The sequence below is a fragment of the Motilimonas sp. 1_MG-2023 genome, from assembly GCF_030547455.1.
In the GTDB taxonomy this organism is placed as follows: Bacteria; Pseudomonadota; Gammaproteobacteria; order Enterobacterales; family CBDFNC01; genus Motilimonas.
In genome coordinates this window covers 1-21,942 of the sequence record NZ_JAUOPX010000036.1, presented here as the reverse complement: position 1 = coordinate 21,942, position 21,942 = coordinate 1, and the positions used below count along the sequence as shown (strand labels likewise).

24 protein-coding genes are annotated in these 21,942 nt (G+C 45.6%); 21 read left to right on the top strand and 3 right to left on the bottom strand.

The features are described from left to right. Positions 1 to 212: 212 nt before the first annotated feature. Both glgC and Q4519_RS16425 read right to left on the bottom strand, forming a co-directional pair. Positions 213 to 1,436 (bottom strand): glucose-1-phosphate adenylyltransferase, encoded by a 1,224-nt coding sequence (gene glgC / locus Q4519_RS16430; protein WP_232801347.1) that lies wholly within the window; start codon positions 1,434 to 1,436, stop codon positions 213 to 215. A gap of 191 nt (positions 1,437 to 1,627) precedes the next feature. Continuing rightward, the gene (locus Q4519_RS16425; RefSeq protein WP_303514103.1) at positions 1,628 to 3,082 is read right to left on the bottom strand and encodes an NAD(P)H-hydrate dehydratase; all 1,455 of its coding nucleotides are present in this window, start codon (positions 3,080 to 3,082) and stop codon (positions 1,628 to 1,630) included. 150 nt (positions 3,083 to 3,232) lie between these two features. On the opposite strand from Q4519_RS16425, the gene Q4519_RS16420 reads away from it, so the two are divergent. The 16 genes from Q4519_RS16420 (at position 3,233) to Q4519_RS16345 (ending at position 15,853) form a co-directional block, all read left to right on the top strand. Continuing rightward, the gene (locus tag Q4519_RS16420; RefSeq protein ID WP_232801349.1) at positions 3,233 to 3,631 is read left to right on the top strand and encodes an STAS/SEC14 domain-containing protein; all 399 of its coding nucleotides are present in this window, start codon (positions 3,233 to 3,235) and stop codon (positions 3,629 to 3,631) included. Positions 3,632 to 3,646: 15 nt separating this feature from the next. Continuing rightward, on the top strand, positions 3,647 to 4,258 hold the full coding sequence (locus tag Q4519_RS16415; RefSeq protein WP_303514100.1) for a GDSL-type esterase/lipase family protein: 612 nt from the start codon (positions 3,647 to 3,649) through the stop codon (positions 4,256 to 4,258). Positions 4,259 to 4,414: 156 nt separating this feature from the next. Beyond that, the gene (phnC, locus tag Q4519_RS16410; RefSeq protein ID WP_303514097.1) at positions 4,415 to 5,254 is read left to right on the top strand and encodes a phosphonate ABC transporter ATP-binding protein; all 840 of its coding nucleotides are present in this window, start codon (positions 4,415 to 4,417) and stop codon (positions 5,252 to 5,254) included. Positions 5,255 to 5,280: 26 nt separating this feature from the next. Continuing rightward, a complete protein-coding gene (phnD, locus tag Q4519_RS16405) occupies positions 5,281 to 6,285 on the top strand; it encodes a phosphonate ABC transporter substrate-binding protein (protein WP_303514095.1) in 1,005 nt (334 codons plus the stop codon). Positions 6,286 to 6,363: 78 nt separating this feature from the next. Next, positions 6,364 to 7,152 carry a phosphonate ABC transporter, permease protein PhnE gene (phnE, locus tag Q4519_RS16400; protein ID WP_232801353.1) on the top strand — a complete coding sequence of 263 codons (789 nt, stop codon included), beginning with the start codon at positions 6,364 to 6,366 and terminating at the stop codon, positions 7,150 to 7,152. A 22-nt stretch (positions 7,153 to 7,174) separates the two neighbouring features. Then, the gene (gene phnF, locus Q4519_RS16395) at positions 7,175 to 7,873 is read left to right on the top strand and encodes a phosphonate metabolism transcriptional regulator PhnF (RefSeq protein WP_232801354.1); all 699 of its coding nucleotides are present in this window, start codon (positions 7,175 to 7,177) and stop codon (positions 7,871 to 7,873) included. Continuing rightward, positions 7,870 to 8,343, top strand: coding sequence for a phosphonate C-P lyase system protein PhnG (gene phnG / locus Q4519_RS16390; RefSeq protein WP_303514090.1), 474 nt, complete (start codon positions 7,870 to 7,872; stop codon positions 8,341 to 8,343). Before phnF ends, phnG begins: the two co-directional genes overlap by 4 nt. After that, entirely contained in the window at positions 8,340 to 8,951 is a 612-nt protein-coding gene (gene phnH / locus Q4519_RS16385; RefSeq protein WP_232801356.1) for a phosphonate C-P lyase system protein PhnH, read from the top strand. Before phnG ends, phnH begins: the two co-directional genes overlap by 4 nt. Further along, complete coding sequence (locus Q4519_RS16380; protein ID WP_303514087.1) at positions 8,942 to 10,087, top strand: carbon-phosphorus lyase complex subunit PhnI; 1,146 nt, start codon at positions 8,942 to 8,944, stop codon at positions 10,085 to 10,087. The genes phnH and Q4519_RS16380 overlap by 10 nt, the downstream gene beginning before the upstream one ends. Further along, positions 10,074 to 10,967, top strand: coding sequence for an alpha-D-ribose 1-methylphosphonate 5-phosphate C-P-lyase PhnJ (locus tag Q4519_RS16375; RefSeq protein ID WP_232801370.1), 894 nt, complete (start codon positions 10,074 to 10,076; stop codon positions 10,965 to 10,967). Before Q4519_RS16380 ends, Q4519_RS16375 begins: the two co-directional genes overlap by 14 nt. After that, positions 10,960 to 11,781: a phosphonate C-P lyase system protein PhnK gene (gene phnK, locus Q4519_RS16370; protein WP_232801358.1), complete on the top strand. Its 822-nt coding sequence runs from the start codon at positions 10,960 to 10,962 to the stop codon at positions 11,779 to 11,781. Before Q4519_RS16375 ends, phnK begins: the two co-directional genes overlap by 8 nt. Before the next feature lie 22 nt (positions 11,782 to 11,803). Continuing rightward, positions 11,804 to 12,577, top strand: a complete 774-nt coding sequence (phnL, locus tag Q4519_RS16365) for a phosphonate C-P lyase system protein PhnL (RefSeq protein WP_303514083.1) — start codon at positions 11,804 to 11,806, stop codon at positions 12,575 to 12,577. Positions 12,578 to 12,581: 4 nt separating this feature from the next. Further along, complete coding sequence (gene phnM / locus Q4519_RS16360; RefSeq protein WP_303514080.1) at positions 12,582 to 13,742, top strand: alpha-D-ribose 1-methylphosphonate 5-triphosphate diphosphatase; 1,161 nt, start codon at positions 12,582 to 12,584, stop codon at positions 13,740 to 13,742. Then, the gene (phnN, locus tag Q4519_RS16355; RefSeq protein WP_303514077.1) at positions 13,742 to 14,386 is read left to right on the top strand and encodes a ribose 1,5-bisphosphokinase; all 645 of its coding nucleotides are present in this window, start codon (positions 13,742 to 13,744) and stop codon (positions 14,384 to 14,386) included. Before phnM ends, phnN begins: the two co-directional genes overlap by 1 nt. Further along, entirely contained in the window at positions 14,383 to 15,147 is a 765-nt protein-coding gene (gene phnP, locus Q4519_RS16350; RefSeq protein WP_303514075.1) for a phosphonate metabolism protein PhnP, read from the top strand. Before phnN ends, phnP begins: the two co-directional genes overlap by 4 nt. Before the next feature lie 16 nt (positions 15,148 to 15,163). Next, positions 15,164 to 15,853 (top strand): DapH/DapD/GlmU-related protein, encoded by a 690-nt coding sequence (locus tag Q4519_RS16345; RefSeq protein WP_303514072.1) that lies wholly within the window; start codon positions 15,164 to 15,166, stop codon positions 15,851 to 15,853. Positions 15,854 to 16,045: 192 nt separating this feature from the next. Here the strand turns inward: Q4519_RS16345 and Q4519_RS16340 are convergent, their stop codons facing one another. Continuing rightward, positions 16,046 to 16,948, bottom strand: a complete 903-nt coding sequence (locus Q4519_RS16340; protein WP_303514069.1) for a LysR family transcriptional regulator — start codon at positions 16,946 to 16,948, stop codon at positions 16,046 to 16,048. A gap of 144 nt (positions 16,949 to 17,092) precedes the next feature. Here Q4519_RS16340 and Q4519_RS16335 point away from each other — a divergent pair, with 144 nt between their 5' ends. From Q4519_RS16335 to Q4519_RS16315, 5 genes are all read left to right on the top strand, one after another. Continuing rightward, positions 17,093 to 17,617 carry an NADPH-dependent FMN reductase gene (locus Q4519_RS16335; RefSeq protein WP_232801365.1) on the top strand — a complete coding sequence of 175 codons (525 nt, stop codon included), beginning with the start codon at positions 17,093 to 17,095 and terminating at the stop codon, positions 17,615 to 17,617. Positions 17,618 to 17,719: 102 nt separating this feature from the next. Further along, entirely contained in the window at positions 17,720 to 18,541 is an 822-nt protein-coding gene (rhlP, locus tag Q4519_RS16330) for a rhombotarget lipoprotein (RefSeq protein WP_303514067.1), read from the top strand. A gap of 457 nt (positions 18,542 to 18,998) precedes the next feature. Further along, positions 18,999 to 20,555 (top strand): glycosyl hydrolase family 28-related protein, encoded by a 1,557-nt coding sequence (locus Q4519_RS16325; RefSeq protein WP_303514064.1) that lies wholly within the window; start codon positions 18,999 to 19,001, stop codon positions 20,553 to 20,555. Between the two features lie 335 nt (positions 20,556 to 20,890). After that, positions 20,891 to 21,352, top strand: a complete 462-nt coding sequence (locus tag Q4519_RS16320) for a carboxymuconolactone decarboxylase family protein (protein ID WP_232804247.1) — start codon at positions 20,891 to 20,893, stop codon at positions 21,350 to 21,352. Positions 21,353 to 21,539: 187 nt separating this feature from the next. Beyond that, entirely contained in the window at positions 21,540 to 21,869 is a 330-nt protein-coding gene (locus Q4519_RS16315) for a hypothetical protein (protein WP_303514061.1), read from the top strand. Positions 21,870 to 21,942: the final 73 nt, after the last annotated feature.

Below are 21,942 nucleotides of genomic sequence, written 5' to 3'. Positions count from 1 at the left end.
ATATAAAAGTCAATAAGTTGAAGAATTTATCACACTCACGCTCAGCCGTATGAACGAGAATGTTTTAGAACATAACTAAGTTGTTTGCGGGTATGTTGCTTAAAGGTTTCTAAAACGCAGTCGTTTTGTTAAGCGCATCGGGTTTACAGCCCTACCCGCACAAGTTGCCTTGACGAAAAAAGGCTGCAACAGTTTCACCTTTGTTAAAATAGCTAAACTTCTTCAAACTGATAGCTTTCTGGTACCACCACCACCCCTTTTTCTGAAATGTTAAATCGCTTAGCGTCTTCCGCTTTATTAATACCAATTTGAGTGTTGGCGGGAATATCAACATGCTTATCGATAATACAATTCGCAAGCTGACACCCCTTACCTACCCGCACCCCATCAAATAGAATACTGTCAACTATGGTTGCACCATCGTTGATCCTAACGTTGGTTGAAATAACCGACCGTTGCACTGAAGCTCCAGAATTAACCACGCCATTGGCGATAATTGAGTTAATAAAAATACCTTCGTTACCCGTATCAGAAGAAACCGTTCGCGCTGGCGGAAATTGCACTTCAAAGGTGCGTACAGGCCAGTCGGGTTGATATAAGTTCAAGGGGGGCACGGGCTCAAGTAAGTCCATATTGGCTTCATAAAATGAATCTATGGTTCCAACATCACGCCAATAACAATCTTTCGCGACCCTGCCTTTATCATTGCCAAATTGATAAGCATAAACACTCTCTCGATCAATCAGTTTTGGAATGATATCTTTGCCAAAATCATGACTAGAATGATGATTCTCTGCATCTTCTATCAAAGCTTGAGTTAACGTGCTGATGTTAAAAATATAAACTCCCATTGATGCAAGGCTACGATCGGGATCGTTGGGCATGGTCGGTGGATTGCTAGGTTTCTCAACAAATGACACGATGCGCTGCTGGTTATCTATCGCCATCACGCCAAACTCTTTTGCTTCTTCTTTTGCAACCTCCATACAGGCAATGGTCAACTCTGCGTTATTCGCTTTGTGCTCTTCAAGCATTGGCGCGTAATCCATTCGGTAGATATGATCGCCAGACAGCACCACCACATACTTAGCACCACTGCGTGAAAGCAACCACAAGTTATGATAAATGGCATCGGCTGTGCCTTCATACCATTTACCACCTTTACGCATTTGCGGCGGGACCACGGTAATGTATTCACCCAGTTCAGGATTAAAAATAGACCAAGCGTCGCGTAAGTGTTTTTGCAATGAATGTGATTTGTACTGGGTCAACACCAAAATTCGGCGCAAGCCAGAATGCAAACAGTTGGTCAGAGTAAAATCAATAATCCGGTATTTACCGCCGAATGGCACTGCGGGTTTGGCACGATCATCGGTCAATGGGCTCAGTCTCGAACCCATTCCACCAGCTAAAACCACTGTTAGCGTATCTTGCATCTGTTCTCTCCCAAATATAGTGCAACAAAAATTAGCCATATTTAGAACATGGAGCAATATTTAAGCCAAAATACTACCTTTTGATTTATATAGACTTTTAAAAAATCACAGACAAGGCTGCACCATCATGAGGAGTGCCGCTAAACCATTTGTGCATAAGTCGTGCACTGACTCTCTGCTAGCTTTACCCGTTAAACCTTATTTTTAAGCTTTGCTACAATATCGCTCGCAAGCACCACTCGTTGTGTTTTGGCAAGGGCGAAACCAAGACTCGCGTGCCAATTCACCCCAGCAACTGCTGCATCAAACGCAGATAAGCCTTGCGCCATTAAAGCGCCTATTATTCCCGCTAAGCAATCGCCCATACCTGCGGTGGCCATGGCTGGTGAACCGACGTGGCAGAATATTAGCTTTTTCCCCTTACATACTAATGTGCCCGCGCCTTTTAGCACCACCACAGTTTGATACTTTAAGCTTAACGCCAATGCCGCTGCTGCCCTATCTTGTTGCACGCAGTCAATCGACCAGTCGAGTAAATCAGCTGCTTCACCTTCATGGGGCGTTAACACCCAATTGGTTGCATTAAAATTAGCTACCTTTGCGATATATCTAAGTGCATCTGCGTCAAGCACCCCACGCCAAGTTGTTGAATGGTGATCGGGGTACACAAAAGGTTTCAGTACTTGAGTGGCATTTAAATCACGCCCTAAACCGGGACCTATTACCCAAACGGATTGACTGTCATGAAGATCGATATGATCTAACAACATAATTTCTGGTCGATGCGATACGCTAGCAGCAAAATAACGAGGGTCACAATGGATATACACTCTGCCCGCCCCAGCATTCAATGCGGCTTGAGTGGCTATCAACGCAGCTCCGGCCATATTCTGATGACCACCTACAACGCTGACCTCGCCATATTTACTCTTGTAAGTATTACCAAAACGATTTGGTAGCACTACGGCAGAGTTTTTCTTCCAGTCACCTGTCGATGTGATGCCTAAATTATCGAGTGTTAGCTGACCACAATAAGCAGGCCCATCACCAGTAAGTAAACCAGGCTTCCAAGCAATAAAGCTACGAGTGGCACTCGCATTAACAGCAACGGGCATGGCTTGTCCCGTATCAGCATCTAATCCACTGGGAACATCAACCGAATAAATGGTCGCAAACTGGCTATTTATCTGTTGCACCCAATGAATACACTGTGAACTTAAGGTGCTTGATAGGCCACTGCCAAACAAGGCGTCAATGGCGACATGCGCTGAGTTATCATCTAAGGTTTCAGGCAATTCAGACAGCACCCTGCCACCTGCATCGCGAAAACATTGCGCCGCACGCTCTGCATCAATCCCAGCCTTGGGCGCACCAAATGGGGCAATCAAGCTAACATTAACACCTGCGTCCAATAACAGCTTACCAATGTAATAACCATCACCACCGTTATTGCCGCAACCCACCACTATAGTTATCTTAGGTAAGGGGCTGTGTTTCCCTTGTTGATAAATAGAGGGGAAAAAGTGGCGCACAAAACTTTCACTGGCACAAACCATTAGCGGCCAGGTCTCGCCGCCATGCTGGTTTGCCCATGCTTGTTCCGCTTGCTTAACCTGTAACGCACTGAGTACGGTGTCGTTTTTCACTGTCACTTCCCCTCTAGTCATATTGCTTAGTATAGTTACTGAACAGCGCTACGAGCTAAAATGTCACAAATACAACAACACTAAATCACAGCGCCAAACACTCAAAGCGCACTATGCTTAACATTAAACTACCAGTAAAACGAGGTCCCAATGAGTAACAAACCAACCCAAAAACATGGTCTAGCCATCGGTATTGATCGTATCGACCAACAAATATTTATGACCTTAACCGCCACGGGTAAATTAACCCACCAAGATTATGAGTTGATCACTCCCATGCTCGAGGCAGCGATAAAACAAGTGCCCAATGCCGATGTTAAAGTGCTGGCCGATATCAGTCAGTTTCAGGGCTGGGAGCTAAGAGCGGCATGGGACGATTTTAAGCTTGGCCTCAAACATGGAGCGCAATTTAGTAAAATAGCCATTGTTGGACATAAAGACTGGCAAGACTTGGCAGCTAAAGTTGGAAGCTGGTTTATTTCCGGTGAAATTAAAACATTTCATGACGAGCGCACCGCGTTATTATGGCTACATGCTAAAGCAGAATAATCAGACGGAGCCTAAATGACTCGATTTACCTTAAGTACTTGGCGCTATTTAATCCTTAGCCTTTGCTGTTTTATTGCAGCCTGCTCTGATAGCGGTCAGCAAATTAACTTAACCCGAGACAGTGTTGTTGTGGCTTTCGGTGATAGCTTAACCCAAGGGGTTGGCGCCAGTACCAGTGAAAGTTATCCAAGTATACTTAGCCAGCAACTCGGCATTACGGTTATCAACAAAGGAATTTCAGGTGAAACCAGTGCGCAAGGCTTAGCCCGTTTGCAAAGTATCCTTGACGAGACAGCGCCCGATTTAGTGATCCTTTGCTATGGCGGTAACGATTTATTACGTAAATTGCCTTTGTCCGCCTTAGCGCGCAACTTAGAGCAAATGATTAACCTGATCAAATCTTATCAAGCTGACATCATCTTAGTGGGTGTGCCTAAACCAGCGATCTTTTTAGATCCCGTCCCTTTATATGAAGAGCTGGCCAAACGCCATCAGTTAGTCGCAGAGCTTAATGTATTAAGTGACTTGCTGGATAACAAAGCAATGAAATCCGATGCGGTGCATTTAAATAGCCAAGGCTATCAAGCATTCGCATCCGCGTTGGCCAAAAAAATACATATTATGTAACCTGCACATGGTTGTTACAGCCAAAACGTTAGTTTTGGCTTAGTCTGCTCCCTTCATCAAATCACCACAAAACGTTAACCAAACTGACTTATCTAGATAAGCCCACTGTCATATTTCCCCCTTAGTTTATAACCAAACCCAAGACGGAATTGAGTTATGAATAAGCAGGTCATCTCAGTACAACAACTGAACAAGCATTTTGCCAACAACCATGCCTTAAAAAATGTGGACTTAAGTGTTGAACAAGGGGAAATGGTTGCACTTTTAGGCCCATCTGGCTCTGGTAAGTCGACCCTTTTACGTCATTTAAACGGCTTAGTTTGCGGCGACAAAACCATCAATGACAAACCAAGTAACGGTTATATTGAAGTGCTAGGTGTGCCAGTACAGAAAAACGGAAAATTTTGTAACACCGTGCGCGCCAGTCGCTGTCAAACTGGCTACATTTTTCAGCAATTCAACCTCGTTACCCGCCTAAGCGTGCTACAAAATGTGCTAATTGGCGGCTTAAACAGCACACCTCTATGGCGTAGCTTAACCGGACGCTTCACCTTAGCGCAAAAACAACAAGCCATGAACGCCCTTGAACGCGTTGGCCTCGCTGATTTTGCCTCACAACGGGTTTCTAACCTATCAGGCGGCCAGCAGCAACGCGTCGCTATTGCCCGCGCGTTAATGCAACAAGCCAAAATCATTCTCGCTGACGAGCCCATTGCTTCCCTAGACCCTGAATCATCTCGCATCGTGATGGACATTCTCAGTGACATCAATAAAAAAGAAGGCATAGCGGTAGTGGTGACCTTACACCAAGTTGACTACGCCGTTCGCTATTGCCCTCGCGTAGTGGCGTTAAAAAAAGGCGAAGTGTTTTTTGATGGGCCTAGTGAGCAGCTCGACCAAAGCACCCTTGCCGCCCTCTATGGATCCAAAGTCACGCCAACCAAAAGCATCGAAACAAACCAACCAGTACCACGACTCTGGGCTCAAACAGCCTAATTAAAAATAAAAAGGAAATGTTAGACATGTTAAAGCTGATCAAAAAAACCGCTATTGCCACCACCTTGATTGCAAGCGCTGCGACAACTACTGGCGTATATGCTCAAGAGCAAATGGACACCATCAACTTCGGTATCATTTCGACTGAATCACAGCAAAACCTAAAAACCTCATGGCAGCCGTTTTTAGAAGCGATGGAACAAAAAACCGGTTACAAGGTAAAAGCTTTTTTTGCCCCCGATTATGCAGGCATCATCCAAGGCATGCGCTTTAACAAAGTGGATGTGGCTTGGTATGGCAACAAATCAGCGATGGAAGCGGTAGACCGCGCTGGCGGTGAAATTTTTGCGCAAACAGTTGATGTAACAGGTAACCCTGGTTACTGGAGCGTGCTCGTCACCCATAAAGACAGCAAATTAAACAACCTCGCTGACGTGTTAGCCAATCGCCAAGACCTCATTTTTGGTAACGGCGATCCAAACTCTACCTCTGGCTTCTTAGTGCCTTCTTACTATGTTTTCGCAAAAAACAATGTCTCTGTTTCAGAATTTAAACGCTCAATGAACTCAAGCCACGAAGCTAACGCACTGGCCGCTGCGGCTAAGCAAGTGGATGTGGCCACAGGCAACACTGAAAACATGGATCGCCTTAAAGAGACGGTGCCAGACAAATTTGCTCAGCTGAAAGTTATCTGGAAATCACCGCTAATCCCTTCAGATCCTATCGTATGGCGTAAAAACTTACCTGAAAACGTCAAAGACAAGGTTTATGACTTCTTCATGAGCTATGGCACCACAGGTGATGCCAAAGAGTTAGCCATTCTTAAAACGCTGCAGTGGGCACCGTTCAAAGCCTCTAGCGACCTACAACTGCTGCCTATTCGTCAATTAGTGTTGTTCAAAAACCGCATCCAAATCTCAAACGATACTGAGATTGATGAAGCGAAAAAAGCCACTCAATTGGCCGTTATCGACACCGAGTTAGCAGAGCTAACACGTCAACAAAATGCACTAACGGCAATGGCGCAGTAGTCCATCGCCAAACCAAAAGCTGAGCGTCAGCTCGGCTTTTTTAGACTTTAAGTTATCTAGACAAGTAAGGCAGTTATCATGAATTCAGCAGCCGCAGACCCTTTATCACCGCCACGTACGTCTTGGTTTACCTTGATCATGTGGGCACTCGTTATCGCCGTATTATCTTGGTCATGGCAAGGGGCAGAAATTGCACCAATGAAAATAGTCAAAGACGCCGGCAACATGGCCGAGCTTGCTGCTGACTTTTTTCCACCTGACTTTAAAAACATTTCTTATTACCTCGAAGAAATGTTGATCACCCTGCATATCGCACTATGGGGTACGTTATTTTCTATTATTTTGTCTGTGCCCCTAGGCTTAATGTGCGCTGAAAATATGGTGCCAGCTTGGGTTTATCAGCCTACCCGCCGACTGATGGACGCGGCGCGTGCCATTAACGAAATGGTCTTTGCTATGTTGTTTGTCGTCACCGTGGGACTGGGACCATTTGCTGGTGTGATGGCGTTATTTATTCACACCACCGGGGTACTGGCAAAATTGTACTCCGAAGCCGTTGAAGCCATCGACCCCGGCCAAGTTGAAGGGGTGCGAGCAACGGGCGCTAACAAGCTTGAAGAGATTGTTTATGGCGTGATCCCGCAAGTGTTACCACTGTGGATTTCATTTTCACTGTATCGCTTTGAATCCAATGTGCGCTCAGCAACAGTGGTCGGCATGGTCGGAGCTGGCGGGATTGGTGTGATTTTATGGGAAAGTATTCGTGGCTTTATGTTCCCGCAAACTTGCGCCGTGATGCTGATCATTATCGTTACCGTGAGTTTGTTAGATTTTGGCTCGCAACGTATTCGTAAACTCTTTATCTAACACTGATTAATCGAGAATTCAGATGGCACGTTATCAAGAAATCGCACTGAGTTTAGAGCAGGAAATAAGCCAAGCTTACCACGCTGGCCAATACTTGCCTGCCGAGCAACGCTTAGCCGAGCGTTATCAGGTTAATCGCCATACCTTGCGCCGCGCAATTGACGAGCTAGTAGGCAAAGGGTGGTTACTGCGCCAGCAAGGTAAAGGGGTAATGGTGCTCAGCAAGCCAGTGCGCTATCCCCTGCACGCTGGCGCTAAGTTTACCGACAACTTACTTAACATTGGCGCGGCGCCGACTAGCCAATTACTTAACTTATGTCGCGTTGATGCCAGTGAACGCATTAGCGAAGCGCTGCAAATACCGATTGCTAGCCAAGTGGTGCAACTAAAAACATTGCGCTTTATTGACGACACGCCAGTAAGCCTCGTGTTTCACCATTTTAAATTAGGTGAACATGAAATCGCCTTAGGCCGCTATCAAGAAGGTTCGGTGCATCAGTTTTTAAAACAGCATTGTCACATCACTCTTAAGCGTCAGCACACGGTTATTGGCGCGCAATTACCCAGTGCTAACGACAGTGCCTGCTTGCAAGTGCCCAGCAAAACCCCGCTACTGCGCTTACAAAGCATCAATGTTGATCAGCAACATCAGCCATTTGAATTTTCCGTTTCACACATTAGAGCTGAGCTGGTCGAGCTTAGCTTGGAGCATCCATTATGAGCATTTCAACCCCAATAGAGACTACCAACATTAGTGCCAGACAACATTGGCTCGCCGTCATCGCCAATGCACCGTACGAGCAACTATTACAACATTGGCAACAACTTGAGTTAGACCCGCCTTGCGAAGTGATCCGCCAACCTGAAATTGGTCTTGCCCGCATTCAAGGCCGCATTGGCGGTGCTGGCGAGCGCTTTAACTTTGCTGATACCACCATTACCCGCGCCGCAGTGCGACTAGAAGATGGCACCACTGGTTACGGCTATTTACAAGGCCGCCACAAACGCCATGCGCTACTTGGCGCCATTGCTGATGCTTTATTGCAACAACCTGAATACAACTTACGTTTACAGGCGGGGCTCATTCAACCTCTTGCCGAATTAATTCAACGCCAACAACGCCAAACCAGTGACCAAGCCGCCGCCACTAAGGTGGACTTTTTCACTGTCGTCAGAGGAGAAGACGAATGAGCATTATCGCCCCCGGTTTTAGCCAGCCAGTAGAGCATAGCCAGTCGTGCTTTCGCCAAGTGCTCAAAGCCCTTAGCGAGCCTGGTCATATTGTGACCTTAGACAAGCACCTTGGCTTTGCGCCCCTGTGTGCATCCGCGACTCAAATACTGATGAGCTTATGTGACCAACATACGCCGCTGTATTTAAGTCCGCGATTAGAAGAAATAGACGGAGATGCCACCATCAATCAAGCGCAGCGCAATCTCACGTTTCATTGCAATACCAAGCCCAGCGCGTTAGTGAATGCCGATTTCGCCGTGGTCAGCCACAGTGAAGGAGTCAATATGGCAAAACTAAAATGTGGCACTGATACCAGCCCTGAATCAGGCACTACTTTATTAGTCCAAAGCAACGGCTTTGATCGCGGCCCAGAATTTAAATTAACCGGCCCCGGTATTGAGCATTCTCGCACCGTGCAACTTGGTAACTTAAGCCAAAGCTTAGTGGAATACCTGATTAATCCTTGCCACACCTACCCGCTAGGCATTGATATTTTGCTGTGTCACCAGCAGCAATTATTAGCCATTAGCCGAACCACCAAAGTGGAGTTAATCCCATGTATGTAGCAGTAAAAGGCGGTGAGAAAGCCATTGCCGCCGCGCACCAATTGCAGGCTAAGCGCCGCCGTGGTGATGTCAATATTACCGAGCTCAGCGTTAAACAAATAGAGCAGCAACTCAGCCTTGGGGTTGAGCGCGTGATGACCGAAGGCGGTATCTACGACCGCGAATTGGCCGCATTGGCCATTAAGCAAGCCAGTGGCGATCAGGTTGAAGCGATTTTTTTGCTGCGTGCATATCGCACCACCTTGCCAATGTTAACAACTAGTCAGCCTCTTGATTGTAAGAAAATGCGCGTGCAAAGGCGTATTTCAGCCATTTACAAAGACTTACCCGGCGGACAGCAACTTGGTCCGACTTACGATTACAGCCATCGTTTATTAGACTTTAGCTTGTTAGCAGAAGGCGTGATGAATGATCACGAACCCGATCAAGAAGCAGCTAAATCCGCCAGCGCGGAGAGCAATGCGGCGCCTTTTAGCAAGGTATTTGATCTATTAGCGCAACAAGGCTTTGCCGAAGCTGAATCGGACAGCGGTGAAATCCCAGCTGACATTACCGAGCAAGCGATCAGTTATCCTTGTTCACGCGCAGCCCGCTTACAGCAACTTAGCCGTGGCGATGAAGGGTATTTATTGTCATTAGCTTACTCCACCCAGCGTGGTTATGGCCGTAATCACCCGTTTGCGGGTGAAATTCGCAGCGGCGAAGTGCCCATTGAAATTTGCCCCGAAGAGCTCGGTTTCAATATCGAGATAGGCAGCGTATTGCTAACTGAATGTGAAATGGTCAATGGCTTTATCAAACCAGAAGATGCACCAGCGCACTTTACCCGCGGTTACGGCTTATCGTTTGGCTTTAATGAACGCAAAGCCATGGCCGTGGCGCTACTTGATCGCGCCTTACAAGCCAAGCAATACAACGAGCCGGTGACAGGCCCCGCCCAAGATGAAGAATTTGTTTTAGCCCACGCCGACAACGTTGAAGCCGCGGGTTTTGTGTCGCACCTTAAACTGCCCCACTACGTTGATTTTCAATCGGAATTAGAGCTACTTAGAAAAATGCAGCAACCTGCCCACGCAGAGGACTCCGCTGACAAACACCACAAGCAAAGCCAGGAGCACAATGATGCAGTCCTTTAATCAAATCGTTAGTGCCACTGAGCCTGAGCAAGACTATAACTTTGGTTATCTAGACGAGCAAACCAAGCGCATGATCCGCCGCGCCATTTTAAAAGGCGTCGCCCTACCCGGCTATCAGGTCGCGTTTGGTGGCCGCGAAATGCCCATGCCCTACGGTTGGGGCACGGGAGGCATCATGTTAAGTGCCTCTATCTTAGGTCAGGATGACGTATTTAAAGTGATAGACCAAGGCGCCGATGACACCACCAATGCGGTATCGATTCGTCAGTTTTTTGCCAAGGTATGTCACTTGGAAACCACCACAGAAACCGCCAAAGCGAGTGTGATCCAAACCCGTCACCGCATTCCTGAGCAACCATTGCGTAACGACCAAATATTAGTGTTTCAGGTACCGATCCCTGAGCCGCTGCGCTTTATCGAGCCAAGAGAAACCGAAACCAAAAAAATGCACTCGCTGGGCGAGTATGGCTCGATGCAAGTGAAGCTTTACGAAGACATCGTCAAATACGGCTACATCGCCACTAGCTATGCCTACCCCGTGATGGTGCATGGCCGCTATTTAATGGATCCCTCACCGATCCCTAAATTTGATAACCCAAAAATGCATCAATCAAATGCATTAATGCTGTTTGGCGCTGGTCGTGAAAAACGCATCTATTGCATTCCACCCTATACCGATGTGGCGAGCCTCGATTTTGAGGACCATCCCTTTAGCATTCAGCAATGGCAAGCACCCTGTAGTTTATGTGGCAGTGAAACGAGCTTTTTAGATGAAGTACTCATCGACGATCAAGGTCAGCGCATGTTTGTTTGCTCTGACACCGATTATTGCCAAGGACAACTGGCAAAAAACGCAGCTGAGGAGGCGCTTCATGGATAATTTAGCCCAAGCATTACCCGCGCAATTCAACGACCCAGCCGAGGCGCCATTACTGCGCGCCGAAGGACTCAGTAAACTTTACGCGCCCGGTAAAGGCTTTGAACCTGTGAACCTCAATTTATTTCCCGGTGAAGTATTGGCCATTGTCGGTGAATCTGGCTCAGGCAAGACCACCTTACTTAAAACCTTGTCAGGTCGACTTGAGCCACAGCAAGGCGAAGTCATTTATCAAGGCAATAGCCAAATGCCAGCAGCCAGCTTGTATCAAATTTCAGAAGCGGCAAGACGTCAGCTGATGCGCGCGGATTTTGGCATTGTCCACCAGCACCCAATGGATGGCTTACGGCCACGAATTTCCGCTGGCGGTAATATCGGCGAGCGCCTAATGGAAGTGGGCGCGCGTAATTACGCCGACATTCGTCGCCAAGCATTGAACTGGCTAACGGCCGTAGAGATAGGCGCGGATCGCATTGACGACCTGCCCATTACGTTCTCAGGCGGCATGCAACAACGCTTACAAATTGCTCGTAATCTGGTCACTCATCCTAAATTAGTGTTTATGGATGAGCCTACTGGCGGCTTAGATGTGTCGGTACAAGCGAGATTACTGGATTTGATCCGTAACCTGGTGACTGAACTTAATTTAGCCGTCGTCATAGTGACCCATGATCTCGCCGTGGCACGCTTGCTCGCTCACCGCATTATGGTGATGAAGCAAGGTCAAGTCGTTGAAACGGGTCTAACCGACCGCGTGTTAGACGATCCACAACATGCCTACACCCAGTTACTGGTGTCATCGGTGTTGCAACAATAGCCACAAGAGAAGGAGTCACCTCATGGAACCTTTCATGGTTGCAAAAAACATTAACAAAACCTTCGTTTTACATAACCAAGGAGCGGCCAGCTTAGCGGTGCTGCAACAGCAAAACTTAGCCATTTATGCCGGTGAATGTGTGGTTCTCAATGGCAGCTCTGGCTCAGGTAAGTCGAGCTTATTGCGCACCCTATATGGCAACTACCAAGTTGACCAAGGTGAACTATTGATCCGCCAGCCAGCTCATCAGCAAAGTGATCAAACTGAGTCAACCTGGCTTGATATGGCAACAGCCAGTCCGCGCCAAATAATCAAACTGCGCCAACAAACTATCGGCTGGGTGAGTCAGTTTTTACGAGTCATACCCCGTCTTTCAGCCCTTGATATCGTGATGCAACCACAACTTGAAAATGGCATACCACGTGAGCAAGCCAAGGAAAAAGCGCAGCATTTACTGCATACATTAAATGTGCCCGAACATTTATGGCAACTCGCACCGGCAACATTTTCAGGGGGTGAACAGCAACGGGTCAATATTGCACGTGGCTTTGCCGTTGATTATCCCTTGCTGTTGCTCGATGAGCCGACCGCGTCACTCGACCAACACAACGCTGAGCAAGTCATCATGCTAATCAATCAAGCTAAAGCACGCGGCGCCGCCATTGTTGGCATTTTTCACGACACTTGGGTGCGTGACCAAGTCGCTGACCGCTTACATCACATGTCCAGTGGCACTGACTCAGCTGTCTCTCAAAATCAAACTGAATTTCAATCAATTAGCGACCGCGTAGGATAATTTCATGATCATCACAAATGTAAAAATGGTACTGGCCGATCAAATCATCACCGGCTCATTAGAAGTGCGCGACGGTAAAATTTGCACTCTAAGTGATACGCAAAGTAGTCTGAGTAGCGCCATTGATGGACAAGGTGCTTTTCTACTGCCAGGGCTGATTGAACTGCACACCGATAATTTAGAAAAGTTTTTTACCCCGAGACCAAAAGTGAATTGGCCGGGCCATTCCGCCATGGCCAGCCACGATGCCTTAATGGTTGCCAGCGGTATTACCACGGTGCTAGACGCAGTCGCCATTGGCTACATTAACGATCAAGGCACCCGCTTAGCCAACCTTGATCGCATGTTAAGTACCATAGTCAGTACCCAGCAAGCGGGCCATAATCGCGCCGAACATTTACTGCATTTGCGCTGCGAGCTACCCAATGCCGACACCTTTGAAACCTTTGAAACCTTAGTCAATAAATTTACCCCGCAAGGCACAGCCAAAAGCCCGATTGCCATGGTGTCGTTAATGGATCACACCCCAGGCCAACGCCAATTTATTGATAGCGAAAAATACCGGACTTACTACATGGGTAAATATGGCTTAAATGTGCAAGAAATGGCCGCCTTTGAAGCCGAACAAACCCAAGCTTCGCTGCTGTGGTCAGATAAAAACCGCCAAGCCATTGCCGCTTCAGCTCGCAGCCATGGCTTTGCCCTCGCCAGCCACGATGATGCGACCGTTGCACACGCTCAAGAGTCTGCGGATTTGGGCTGTTGTATTGCCGAATTTCCCACCACAGTGGCGGCAGCTAAAGCTTCTCATGCGGCTGGCTTACAGGTAATGATGGGCGCACCGAACATTGTGCGCGGCGGGTCTCACTCTGGTAACGTGGCTGCAGCAACCTTGGCCAGTGAAGGCGTATTGGATATTTTATCGTCAGATTACTATCCTGCCAGCATGCTCGATGCCGCCTATCAAGTGGCACTGGATAGCAATAATCAATACGACCTTTGCCAAGCCATTCAAATGGTGAGCAAAACGCCAGCGAAAGCATTGGCAATGGACGATCGCGGCTGTATCGAAGAAGGCAAGCGGGCAGATTTAGTGCTGGCAATGCCTAATGAGGATCGCCTACGAGTAATGCAAGTATGGCGCACAGGCGAACGGGTGTTTTAATGCACACAACTAGCCTCAGCGCAAACAATAGTGCAAGCGCTAACCACAGTGCCAAACTATTCTATCTGGTCGGCCCCTCTGGGGCTGGCAAAGACAGCTTAATCAATGCGTTGCGCAAGCAACCTTTAAGCTGTTCTTTGTATATTGCGCCCCGGTATATTACCCGGGCCCCAGATAGCACGGCCGAAGATCACATTGCCTTATCGCCAACCGAGTTCAGTGAACAAAAGCAACAAGGGTTATTCGCCATGCAATGGCAAGCCAATGGCTACCAATACGGCGTCGGCAATGAAGTTAACCGTCAACTCGATAATGGCGTCTCGGTATTGTTTAATGGCTCACGTGCACACATTTCATTGGCAAGGCAATTGTTTGGCGCTCGCCTGCGCATGATCGCGTTAGAGGTATCTGCTGACGTATTAGCCGAGCGGTTGCGCCGGCGCGGGCGTGAGTCTGAAGCCGAGATAATGGCAAGGCTAACCCGTAATCAGCATTACCAAAGCAGCTTACCACTGGACTGTTGGCGCTTAGACAATAATCACAGCCTAACCGAGACCACTGCGCGGTTAATAGCCTATATCCAAAGCCAAACCACTGAGCAAAGTTTATCAAACAAGCAGCAACGGGAGCTCTGTATACGATGAAATTCACCTTATTAGGCACCGGCAGTGTGCAAGGCGCGCCAGTTTATGGCTGTGAGTGTCAGGCTTGTCTCAATGCCCTTACCGAGCCTAGTTTGGCGCGTAAGCTGTGCTCCGGTTTACTTGAGGTTGAGGGTAAAACCTTGTTATTGGATGCAAATCATCCACAGCTGATGCAGCGTTTCCCCGCCGGCACCATTAACGTTATCTTGCTCACCCATTACCATATGGATCACGTACAAGCCCTGTTTGAGCTACGTTGGGGCTTAGCGCCCAACATTGCGGTTTATCACCCGAACGACCCAAATGGCTGCGATGATTTATATAAACACCCGGGCCTGCTCGCATTTCAAGCGCCGAATCAACACGGACAAACCTTTCATATTGATGGCTTAGACAAGCTCGCTATCACGCCACTGAATATGCAACATTCAAAACCTTGCCATGGCTATTTATTTGAATACCAAAACCATTGCTTGGCCTATTTAACCGACACGGTGGGCATTCCAGACGAGACTTGGCAAATACTGCTGGATAAGTCCCCCAGCCACATTGCCATCGATTGCAATTACTCGCCTTTGGTTGAAAACAGCAACCATAACAATTTGCGCCAAGTATTAGCCTTAGCCAAGCAGCTACCACACTGCCATTGGCTACTGACTCATATTAGCCATGAGTTAGATTTGTATTTACTAAGCGCGACAGCCCCCCTACCCGATAATGTCAGCGTTGGACATGATGACATGGCGTTAACTTTTAACTAAATCCACGAGTATGATAATGATGAATAGCAAAGTTGAACCAAGCGTAAAAGTAAATAAAGGGCAATCACTTTCCAGTGCGCCAAGTGTCCATGACAGCGCATCAATTCACAATTGCACCCTAGGCATTTGGACCGAAATTGGCGCCCGCAGTCTCTTAGACAATGTACAATTTGGCGACTACAGTTATGCCCAAAACGACGTTGACTTAGCCCTATGTGAAGTGGGTAAATTTGTCTCTATTGCGTCAAACGTAAGGGTTAACCCCAGCAATCATCCTTGGTGGCGACCCACCTTACACCACTTCACCTACCGGCCACAAAAATACGCCATGCCAGCCCCAGCAGAAAGCGGCGTTGACCCCGAAATTTTTAATTGGCGCGCTGCAAATAAGGTGCATATTGGCCATGACGTATGGATTGGTCACGGCGCCATTATCATGCCGGGTATCACCATAGGTAACGGCGCCATTGTTGGCGCAGGCAGCATAGTGACTAAAGACGTGCCGGCGTGGCACATTGTGGTTGGCAACCCCGCCAAGGTGCTGCGGCCACGCTTTGAACAAACAGATATAGGCCCGCGCTTAGATAAACTAGCTTGGTGGGATTGGCACCATGAAAAAATCAGCTCGGCACTGCCTTTATTCCAACAAGATTGCTTGGCGTTTTTAGCCCACTATGAATCAATAGATAACCTCAGTTCTGTTTAAGCCTAATACAGCAAAATAAAGTATGTTTTACGGCAAAATTTCGTTTTCAGGGATGAAAACGCAAAGCTTATAGGGACATATTCACAGCGTTTTTGCAGAAAAACATACTATATTCGCTTATCCAAGATTCGGGTTAGATAGATAAGCAGCAAACACGGACCCGCTTTGACACCTTCGTCAAAGCGGTCGCTTTTAATATTCCGTTAGCGCTTCACTCAACAAATCGATAAAACAACGCACTTTAGGTGACAAGTGTTTGCGGCTGGGATAAACCGCATAGACATTCACTTCCGGTTGAATAAATTCAGGGAACAACGCTTCAATTTGTTCATTAGCAAAGGCGGAATCTAAATAAAAGCCCGGTAGACGACAAATGCCCTGGTCGGCTAGCACCATGTCTAACTCAGCTTGACCATTGTTGCAGCGCATTTTTTCTTTTACATCGACACTAAAATGCTCCCCGGATTGCGAACTGAACTCCCAGCGCGTTGGATTTTTTAAATTGCTATAGCAAATACAATGGTGTTTATTTAATTCTCTAGGGTGATAGGGACGGCCTTGTTTTTCGAGGTAACCTTTCGATGCGATGACGTAAGCCTTAGTTTTAAAAATACGCTTACAAATCAAGCTCGACTCTGCCAATTGTGGTGTGGCGCGGATCGCTAAATCGTAACCATCAGCAATCACATCAATATGCTTATCACTTAAATCCAAATCCAGGCGTACATTGGGGTAAAGGTCCAAAAACTGAGCCAAAATGGGTTGCAGATAATGAGCGCTAAAACCTATCGGGCAACTGACCTTGAGCGTACCTTTAGGGTCAATACTGTTTTGTGTAATGGCGGCGATGGCGGACTCAGCATCCTGCAACAGCTGAGTACAATACTGATAATAGGCTTCCCCTTCGGGTGTCAAGGCGATTGAACGTGTGGTTCTATTTAATAAGCGAACCCCCAAACGCGTTTCCAGCTTAGTAATTTCCTTACTCACGTGGGAGCTGGAATGGCCCAATTGCTCTGCCGCCGCGCTAAAACCTTGGCTCTTTACAACTTGCACAAATATTTCAATGCCTTCAAACAGCTTATTACCAGTCATATGGAAACAGTTAGTCCACTTTTACCGTATTAATCAATGAGAGTAACAGATATAGAATGAGTTTCATCAGTTCAAGACAGTTGACACCATTTTGTGACGCTGCGCAGAACATACAATAACGTCATCACATTTAGGAGCAATATCATGAAAGTATTAGCCTTTGCCGCAAGCAGTTCAAAACAGTCTATCAATAAACAATTGGCTAGTTATGCCGCCTCTTTGGTTAAAGATGCTGAAGTAGAACTGCTAGACATTAACGATTACGAAATGGCGATTTACAGTAGCGACCGTGAAAATGAGACCGGTATTCCATTAGCCGCCCAACAATTCTTCAAAAAAATCGGCGCGGCAGACGCCATCGTTATTTCATTTGCTGAGCACAACGGCTCCTATACTGCCGCTTATAAGAACTTATTTGATTGGACTTCACGCATTAACATGAAAGTGTTTCAAGGTAAGCCGGTGATCATGCTTGCTACTTCACCAGGCCCAGGCGGCGCGCAGTCAGTGCTTAATGCGGCCACAACATCAGCGCCCTATTTTGCTGCCGATGTTAAAGGGAGCCTATCCATTCCAAGTTTTTACGACAATTTCGATCTTGATACACAACAACTAACGTCACCCGAATTATTCGATAAACTTGCATCAGTAATGGCGACGTTAAATTAATCAACCCAAGTCCCCTCTAAGAGGGGAAACTAAACTTGCTATTTGAGAGCGCTTATCATTAAATAATAACCCGTTATTGAAAGTGTTAAGGCAAGTGACATAATGAAAATAAAGTTAATCGCAGTGCTCATCAGCGTGTTTGGTCTCACCGCGTGCAGCAGTTTCGTTAGTAACAAGGTTGGTAAAAATACGGTTTCAAGTAGCTTGGTTGACTTTTTATACCCCGACCCCGAAAGCCGTACACAACACCAGCCAGAATTACCCGTGCTCACGTTACCGGTCAAGGTGGGCATCGCCTTTGTGCCACCAACGGGCTATAGCCGTAACCCCATTCATGAAAAAGACCAAATAGCATTGCTCAATACAGTTAAATCATCATTTACAGGTTATGAATATATTGACCACATTGAAGTGATCCCAAGTACTTATCTGCAAGGTGGCCAAGGCTTTACCACCCTTTCACAGGTGGGAAGGCTATATGATATCGACGTTATTGCACTGGTCTCTTACGATCAAGTGACGCAATCACTGGAAAACAACGCCGCCCTGCTTTATTGGACCATTGTTGGCATGTATATGATCCCCGGCAATCAAAACTCAGTGCAAACCTTTGTCGATACCGCTGTATTTGATATTAACAGCCAAAAAATGCTGTTTCGCGCACCAGGTGTAAGCCAACTAGAGCGTTTAAGTACCGCCATTGGCGTTGACGATACCCTTAATGACAAATCACGCGAAGGCTTTAGCTTAGCCGTTGCAGACATGACTAAAAACCTAGACGCTGAACTCGCGCGCTTTAAAACCCGAGTAAAAGAAGAAAAAGTTGCGAGAATAGAGCACAGCGACGGCTACAGTGGCGGTGCCATGGGTTGGTTGATCATGCTTATGCTCCTAGTAGGAGTCGTAAGAAAATTTAGCAGATAATTGCACGCTAGCTATCACTAATACAAGAACATGAGTTTTAAGTAATTTGAGAGCTTTTCTTAGCCTAATATCTACCGCAAGGAAGCGGAAGTTAAATCATTATGGATATTTTTACGGCGCTTAATATAAGAAAATGTCACGTTGTTCGCTAGGTTATTTATATTTTTTGCATGCATGCACTCACCCAGACTTATCAATTAACAGGTGGAAAAATTATTTGATTCACTTCTTTCGGTAACGTTTAAAGTCACTATTAGTACAACATTTCATTTAACTTATTGTTAGATTCCCTCCGATCCATTCTAATTATTATTAGTAATTTTCTAATGCTAAATTCAAATTTATGTATGCTATAAATGCCTGTGACTAGGGTGACCGATAATGACACACCTTCCATCGACACTAGTTTCTACTAACATAAGTACTTCCCGTAAAAATTATTAATCGAGAAAATAATATGAAAACCATTTCGTTTAAGAAGACATTATGTAATATAGCATTGCTAAGCTCTATGGCACTTCCTGCTTTTCAATCTGTTGCGCTTGAGTTATGTGAACCAGGCCATTCTGAAAACCCAGCTACGATACCTACGCCTCAGGGTGAAAGTTTATCATTACGGGGATTTGTTAATTGGAGTGACGCGGCAGAATTTACAGTGAGTGTTGAATGGACTGGTAACAGTATTCAGTATCTTTCTAATCGTCATTCAGAAGATGTTATGTTTTCTGCTTACATTCCTGGCGTGTACGAGTTAACTAAAACAGTAACCAGTAACCTTGGTAATACATCTGTTATACCATATACCGTAGAAGTCATTCACTCGCCATTACCAGCCGTTACTTTTTTTGAAAATAGTACTCCAACTAAACTAGTCACGGATTATGGTATGCATCCAAATGACGACATTGATGATTCGGTAGCGTTTGAGAGATTATTAGAAAACCTAAATGATGGTGATGTTATTGAATTTCCAACTGGAACATTTATTTTTGAGAAATCAGTCAAAATATTTTCTGGCTTTGCTAAAAATGTGACCATTCAAGGTAACACTGGAACGGTCATCCAAAAAACAATTGCACCTGGCAGTAATCCAGACCTCCGTGATTCATTAATTTTCATTGATAAAAGTGAAGGTTTAATTATACAAAACTTAAGCTTTATTGGTGTATTTAATTCACTTGAAGAAACTGCCACATGGAATCATCATGGTTTATACCTTGGGAGTGCAAGTGATGCAATTATCAGGCAAAATACTTTCTTTGGTTTTGGTGATGCATGTTTGAGAGTAACGACTTCACCATACCATGACATTGGTGGAGTTCACTCTAACAATGTATTAGTTAGTAATAATCTATTCGAACAGTGTACACAAATTTCTAGCACTATTAAGAAGGATGAATTTGGCAGCGTTAATAACCTTGAATTCTCTGACAATACCTTTAAAAATATGAGAGGGCCACTAAAACTAGCCACAAGACAGCCGGCATTTGGTCTAAAAATTCTTAGAAACAAGTTCATAAATGGATACTATGACGCAATTAACATCATTGGCTATAGTGATGTAGAAGTGAAAAACAATATTATTAAAGACTATCCCAATGGCTATTTTCTAAATATGCGACCTAATAGTGAATCCAATATAACTGTGGAAATAAAAAACATTAACATTAGCGAAAATGCAATTGTGAATACAGGGAAAGGTTTAAGGATTCAGCCTCTAGATCTTGGTGATGAACTAATTCCAATGTCAAACGTCAAGGTTGAACGTAATTATTTTGAAAATACGCGAATCACCGCGAGCCCAACAATTAGAACTATTAACATAGCTAATTATTACCTTGATATAATCACAGGGCTAAAAATAAACGAAAACATATACTGGAACCCTGAAAATCAAGATTTCGATATGTTTTTAGATATGCAAAGGGTCGATAGAGCGGCAGATGTATGGGAAGCTGAAAATAATATTAATAATAAATTAAACATTGAAACATTGCGAGTTCCCAATATTTAGACTAAGGCAAACGCATGAATATTGGTTGAGCAATGTAATGTTTTCTAAGCCGAATACTGCCGTAAGGAAGCGGCTGTTGAGCCATCAACAACTTTTGAAGGATGATTTCGCGGCACTTTGTATAAAAATGTTGCTTACATTCTCAGATTGCTTAATTATTAATCATTAGTTCGCTCATCTTGGAAGTAAAACATTACCACACTCGCAACAAGTTTCACGCGAGTGTGGTGGTGTCAAGTGTTTACACATAACCCCTCTTATGTCGGAAATATTCAATACCTCGTGTTACGCAAAAAGCTATTGTATTTCTTCACCATCATTAAGGAGAAAAAACAATGGCTTCACGTGCAAATTACATGGGCTTAGCGGCCAAAGCGATGCAAATTTTGATGGCGCAAGAAAGCTATCTACGAGAGCAGTTCAGCACCTCAGATACAGTTACACTAGCGGTGTGGGAGTTAGTAAAATTGCGAATATCACAGATTAATCAGTGCGCTTTTTGTATTGACATGCACAGTAAAGAGGCAATGGCTCAAGGAGAAACTTCAGAGCGTATTATCGGTTTAAATGCATGGCGTGATATGCCATTGTATACTCATGTTGAACTTGTTTCGCTCGAGCTAGCAGAGCATTTAACTTCTGGTAAGCCGGTAGACGATAAGATTTATAGCAATGCGGTTGAGACGTTAGGTGAACAAGGGTTAGTTGATTTAACCATTGCTATCAATGCAATCAATAGTTGGAATAGAATCGTTAAAACATTCAAGCCAGAGGTAGGCAGCTATAAGCCACAATAAATCCCCCAATGTATCGTTAAATTTTGAGCTGTCCCACCCCACGGGACAGCTATCCGCATTATTACAAGGCATATGGTCAGCCTCTGTCTCTGAATTGCAATCTGAACCAATAACAAAGTCTCTGTATACCGATGCCAGCAGTGGCATACTTTTCCACCTTGCCGGAGACATCAAGATAGGAAGCAAATTGCTGCCACCAGGCGTTATTTTTCAACCTGTCAGCAAGGTCTCCGAGCAAATTAGTCTTTTCCCCGGCACACAACTGGCAGGTTTACGTTTTCATCCTGCCATTGGCTATGGCGTCTTAGGTCAACATTTCGATCATCCAACACCACTAACTGCGAATATTGACTATTTTGACGACCTTAAAGCGCTTTATTCAGACTTACAGCTTATAAATAATAACCAAAGCCGAATCGACACTCTTTGCCGCTGGGCGAGAGAGCACATGGCGCTTAAGCAAGTCATTCCTGAATCATTGCAACTCGCTTTAAAACATATTGCTCTTGATGCGTAACCTTTCACCAACCCCAGCTTGACTAATCCGATATCAACCCAAACACATCTGGGTATTCACCCTTTTTCATCAC

Excerpts from the sequence above, each read along its gene's own strand:
- glgC (WP_232801347.1), bottom strand. The coding sequence starts at position 1,436 with ATGCAAGATACGCTAACAGTGGTTTTAGCTGGTGGAATGGGTTCGAGA.
- Q4519_RS16420 (WP_232801349.1), top strand. The coding sequence starts at position 3,233 with ATGAGTAACAAACCAACCCAAAAACATGGTCTAGCCATCGGTATTGAT.
- Q4519_RS16415 (WP_303514100.1), top strand. The coding sequence starts at position 3,647 with ATGACTCGATTTACCTTAAGTACTTGGCGCTATTTAATCCTTAGCCTT.
- phnC (WP_303514097.1), top strand. The coding sequence starts at position 4,415 with ATGAATAAGCAGGTCATCTCAGTACAACAACTGAACAAGCATTTTGCC.
- phnD (WP_303514095.1), top strand. The coding sequence starts at position 5,281 with ATGTTAAAGCTGATCAAAAAAACCGCTATTGCCACCACCTTGATTGCA.
- phnE (WP_232801353.1), top strand. The coding sequence starts at position 6,364 with ATGAATTCAGCAGCCGCAGACCCTTTATCACCGCCACGTACGTCTTGG.
- phnF (WP_232801354.1), top strand. The coding sequence starts at position 7,175 with ATGGCACGTTATCAAGAAATCGCACTGAGTTTAGAGCAGGAAATAAGC.
- phnG (WP_303514090.1), top strand. The coding sequence starts at position 7,870 with ATGAGCATTTCAACCCCAATAGAGACTACCAACATTAGTGCCAGACAA.
- phnH (WP_232801356.1), top strand. The coding sequence starts at position 8,340 with ATGAGCATTATCGCCCCCGGTTTTAGCCAGCCAGTAGAGCATAGCCAG.
- Q4519_RS16380 (WP_303514087.1), top strand. The coding sequence starts at position 8,942 with ATGTATGTAGCAGTAAAAGGCGGTGAGAAAGCCATTGCCGCCGCGCAC.
- Q4519_RS16375 (WP_232801370.1), top strand. The coding sequence starts at position 10,074 with ATGCAGTCCTTTAATCAAATCGTTAGTGCCACTGAGCCTGAGCAAGAC.
- phnK (WP_232801358.1), top strand. The coding sequence starts at position 10,960 with ATGGATAATTTAGCCCAAGCATTACCCGCGCAATTCAACGACCCAGCC.
- phnL (WP_303514083.1), top strand. The coding sequence starts at position 11,804 with ATGGAACCTTTCATGGTTGCAAAAAACATTAACAAAACCTTCGTTTTA.
- phnM (WP_303514080.1), top strand. The coding sequence starts at position 12,582 with ATGATCATCACAAATGTAAAAATGGTACTGGCCGATCAAATCATCACC.
- phnN (WP_303514077.1), top strand. The coding sequence starts at position 13,742 with ATGCACACAACTAGCCTCAGCGCAAACAATAGTGCAAGCGCTAACCAC.
- phnP (WP_303514075.1), top strand. The coding sequence starts at position 14,383 with ATGAAATTCACCTTATTAGGCACCGGCAGTGTGCAAGGCGCGCCAGTT.
- Q4519_RS16345 (WP_303514072.1), top strand. The coding sequence starts at position 15,164 with ATGATGAATAGCAAAGTTGAACCAAGCGTAAAAGTAAATAAAGGGCAA.
- Q4519_RS16340 (WP_303514069.1), bottom strand. The coding sequence starts at position 16,948 with ATGACTGGTAATAAGCTGTTTGAAGGCATTGAAATATTTGTGCAAGTT.
- Q4519_RS16335 (WP_232801365.1), top strand. The coding sequence starts at position 17,093 with ATGAAAGTATTAGCCTTTGCCGCAAGCAGTTCAAAACAGTCTATCAAT.
- rhlP (WP_303514067.1), top strand. The coding sequence starts at position 17,720 with ATGAAAATAAAGTTAATCGCAGTGCTCATCAGCGTGTTTGGTCTCACC.
- Q4519_RS16325 (WP_303514064.1), top strand. The coding sequence starts at position 18,999 with ATGAAAACCATTTCGTTTAAGAAGACATTATGTAATATAGCATTGCTA.
- Q4519_RS16320 (WP_232804247.1), top strand. The coding sequence starts at position 20,891 with ATGGCTTCACGTGCAAATTACATGGGCTTAGCGGCCAAAGCGATGCAA.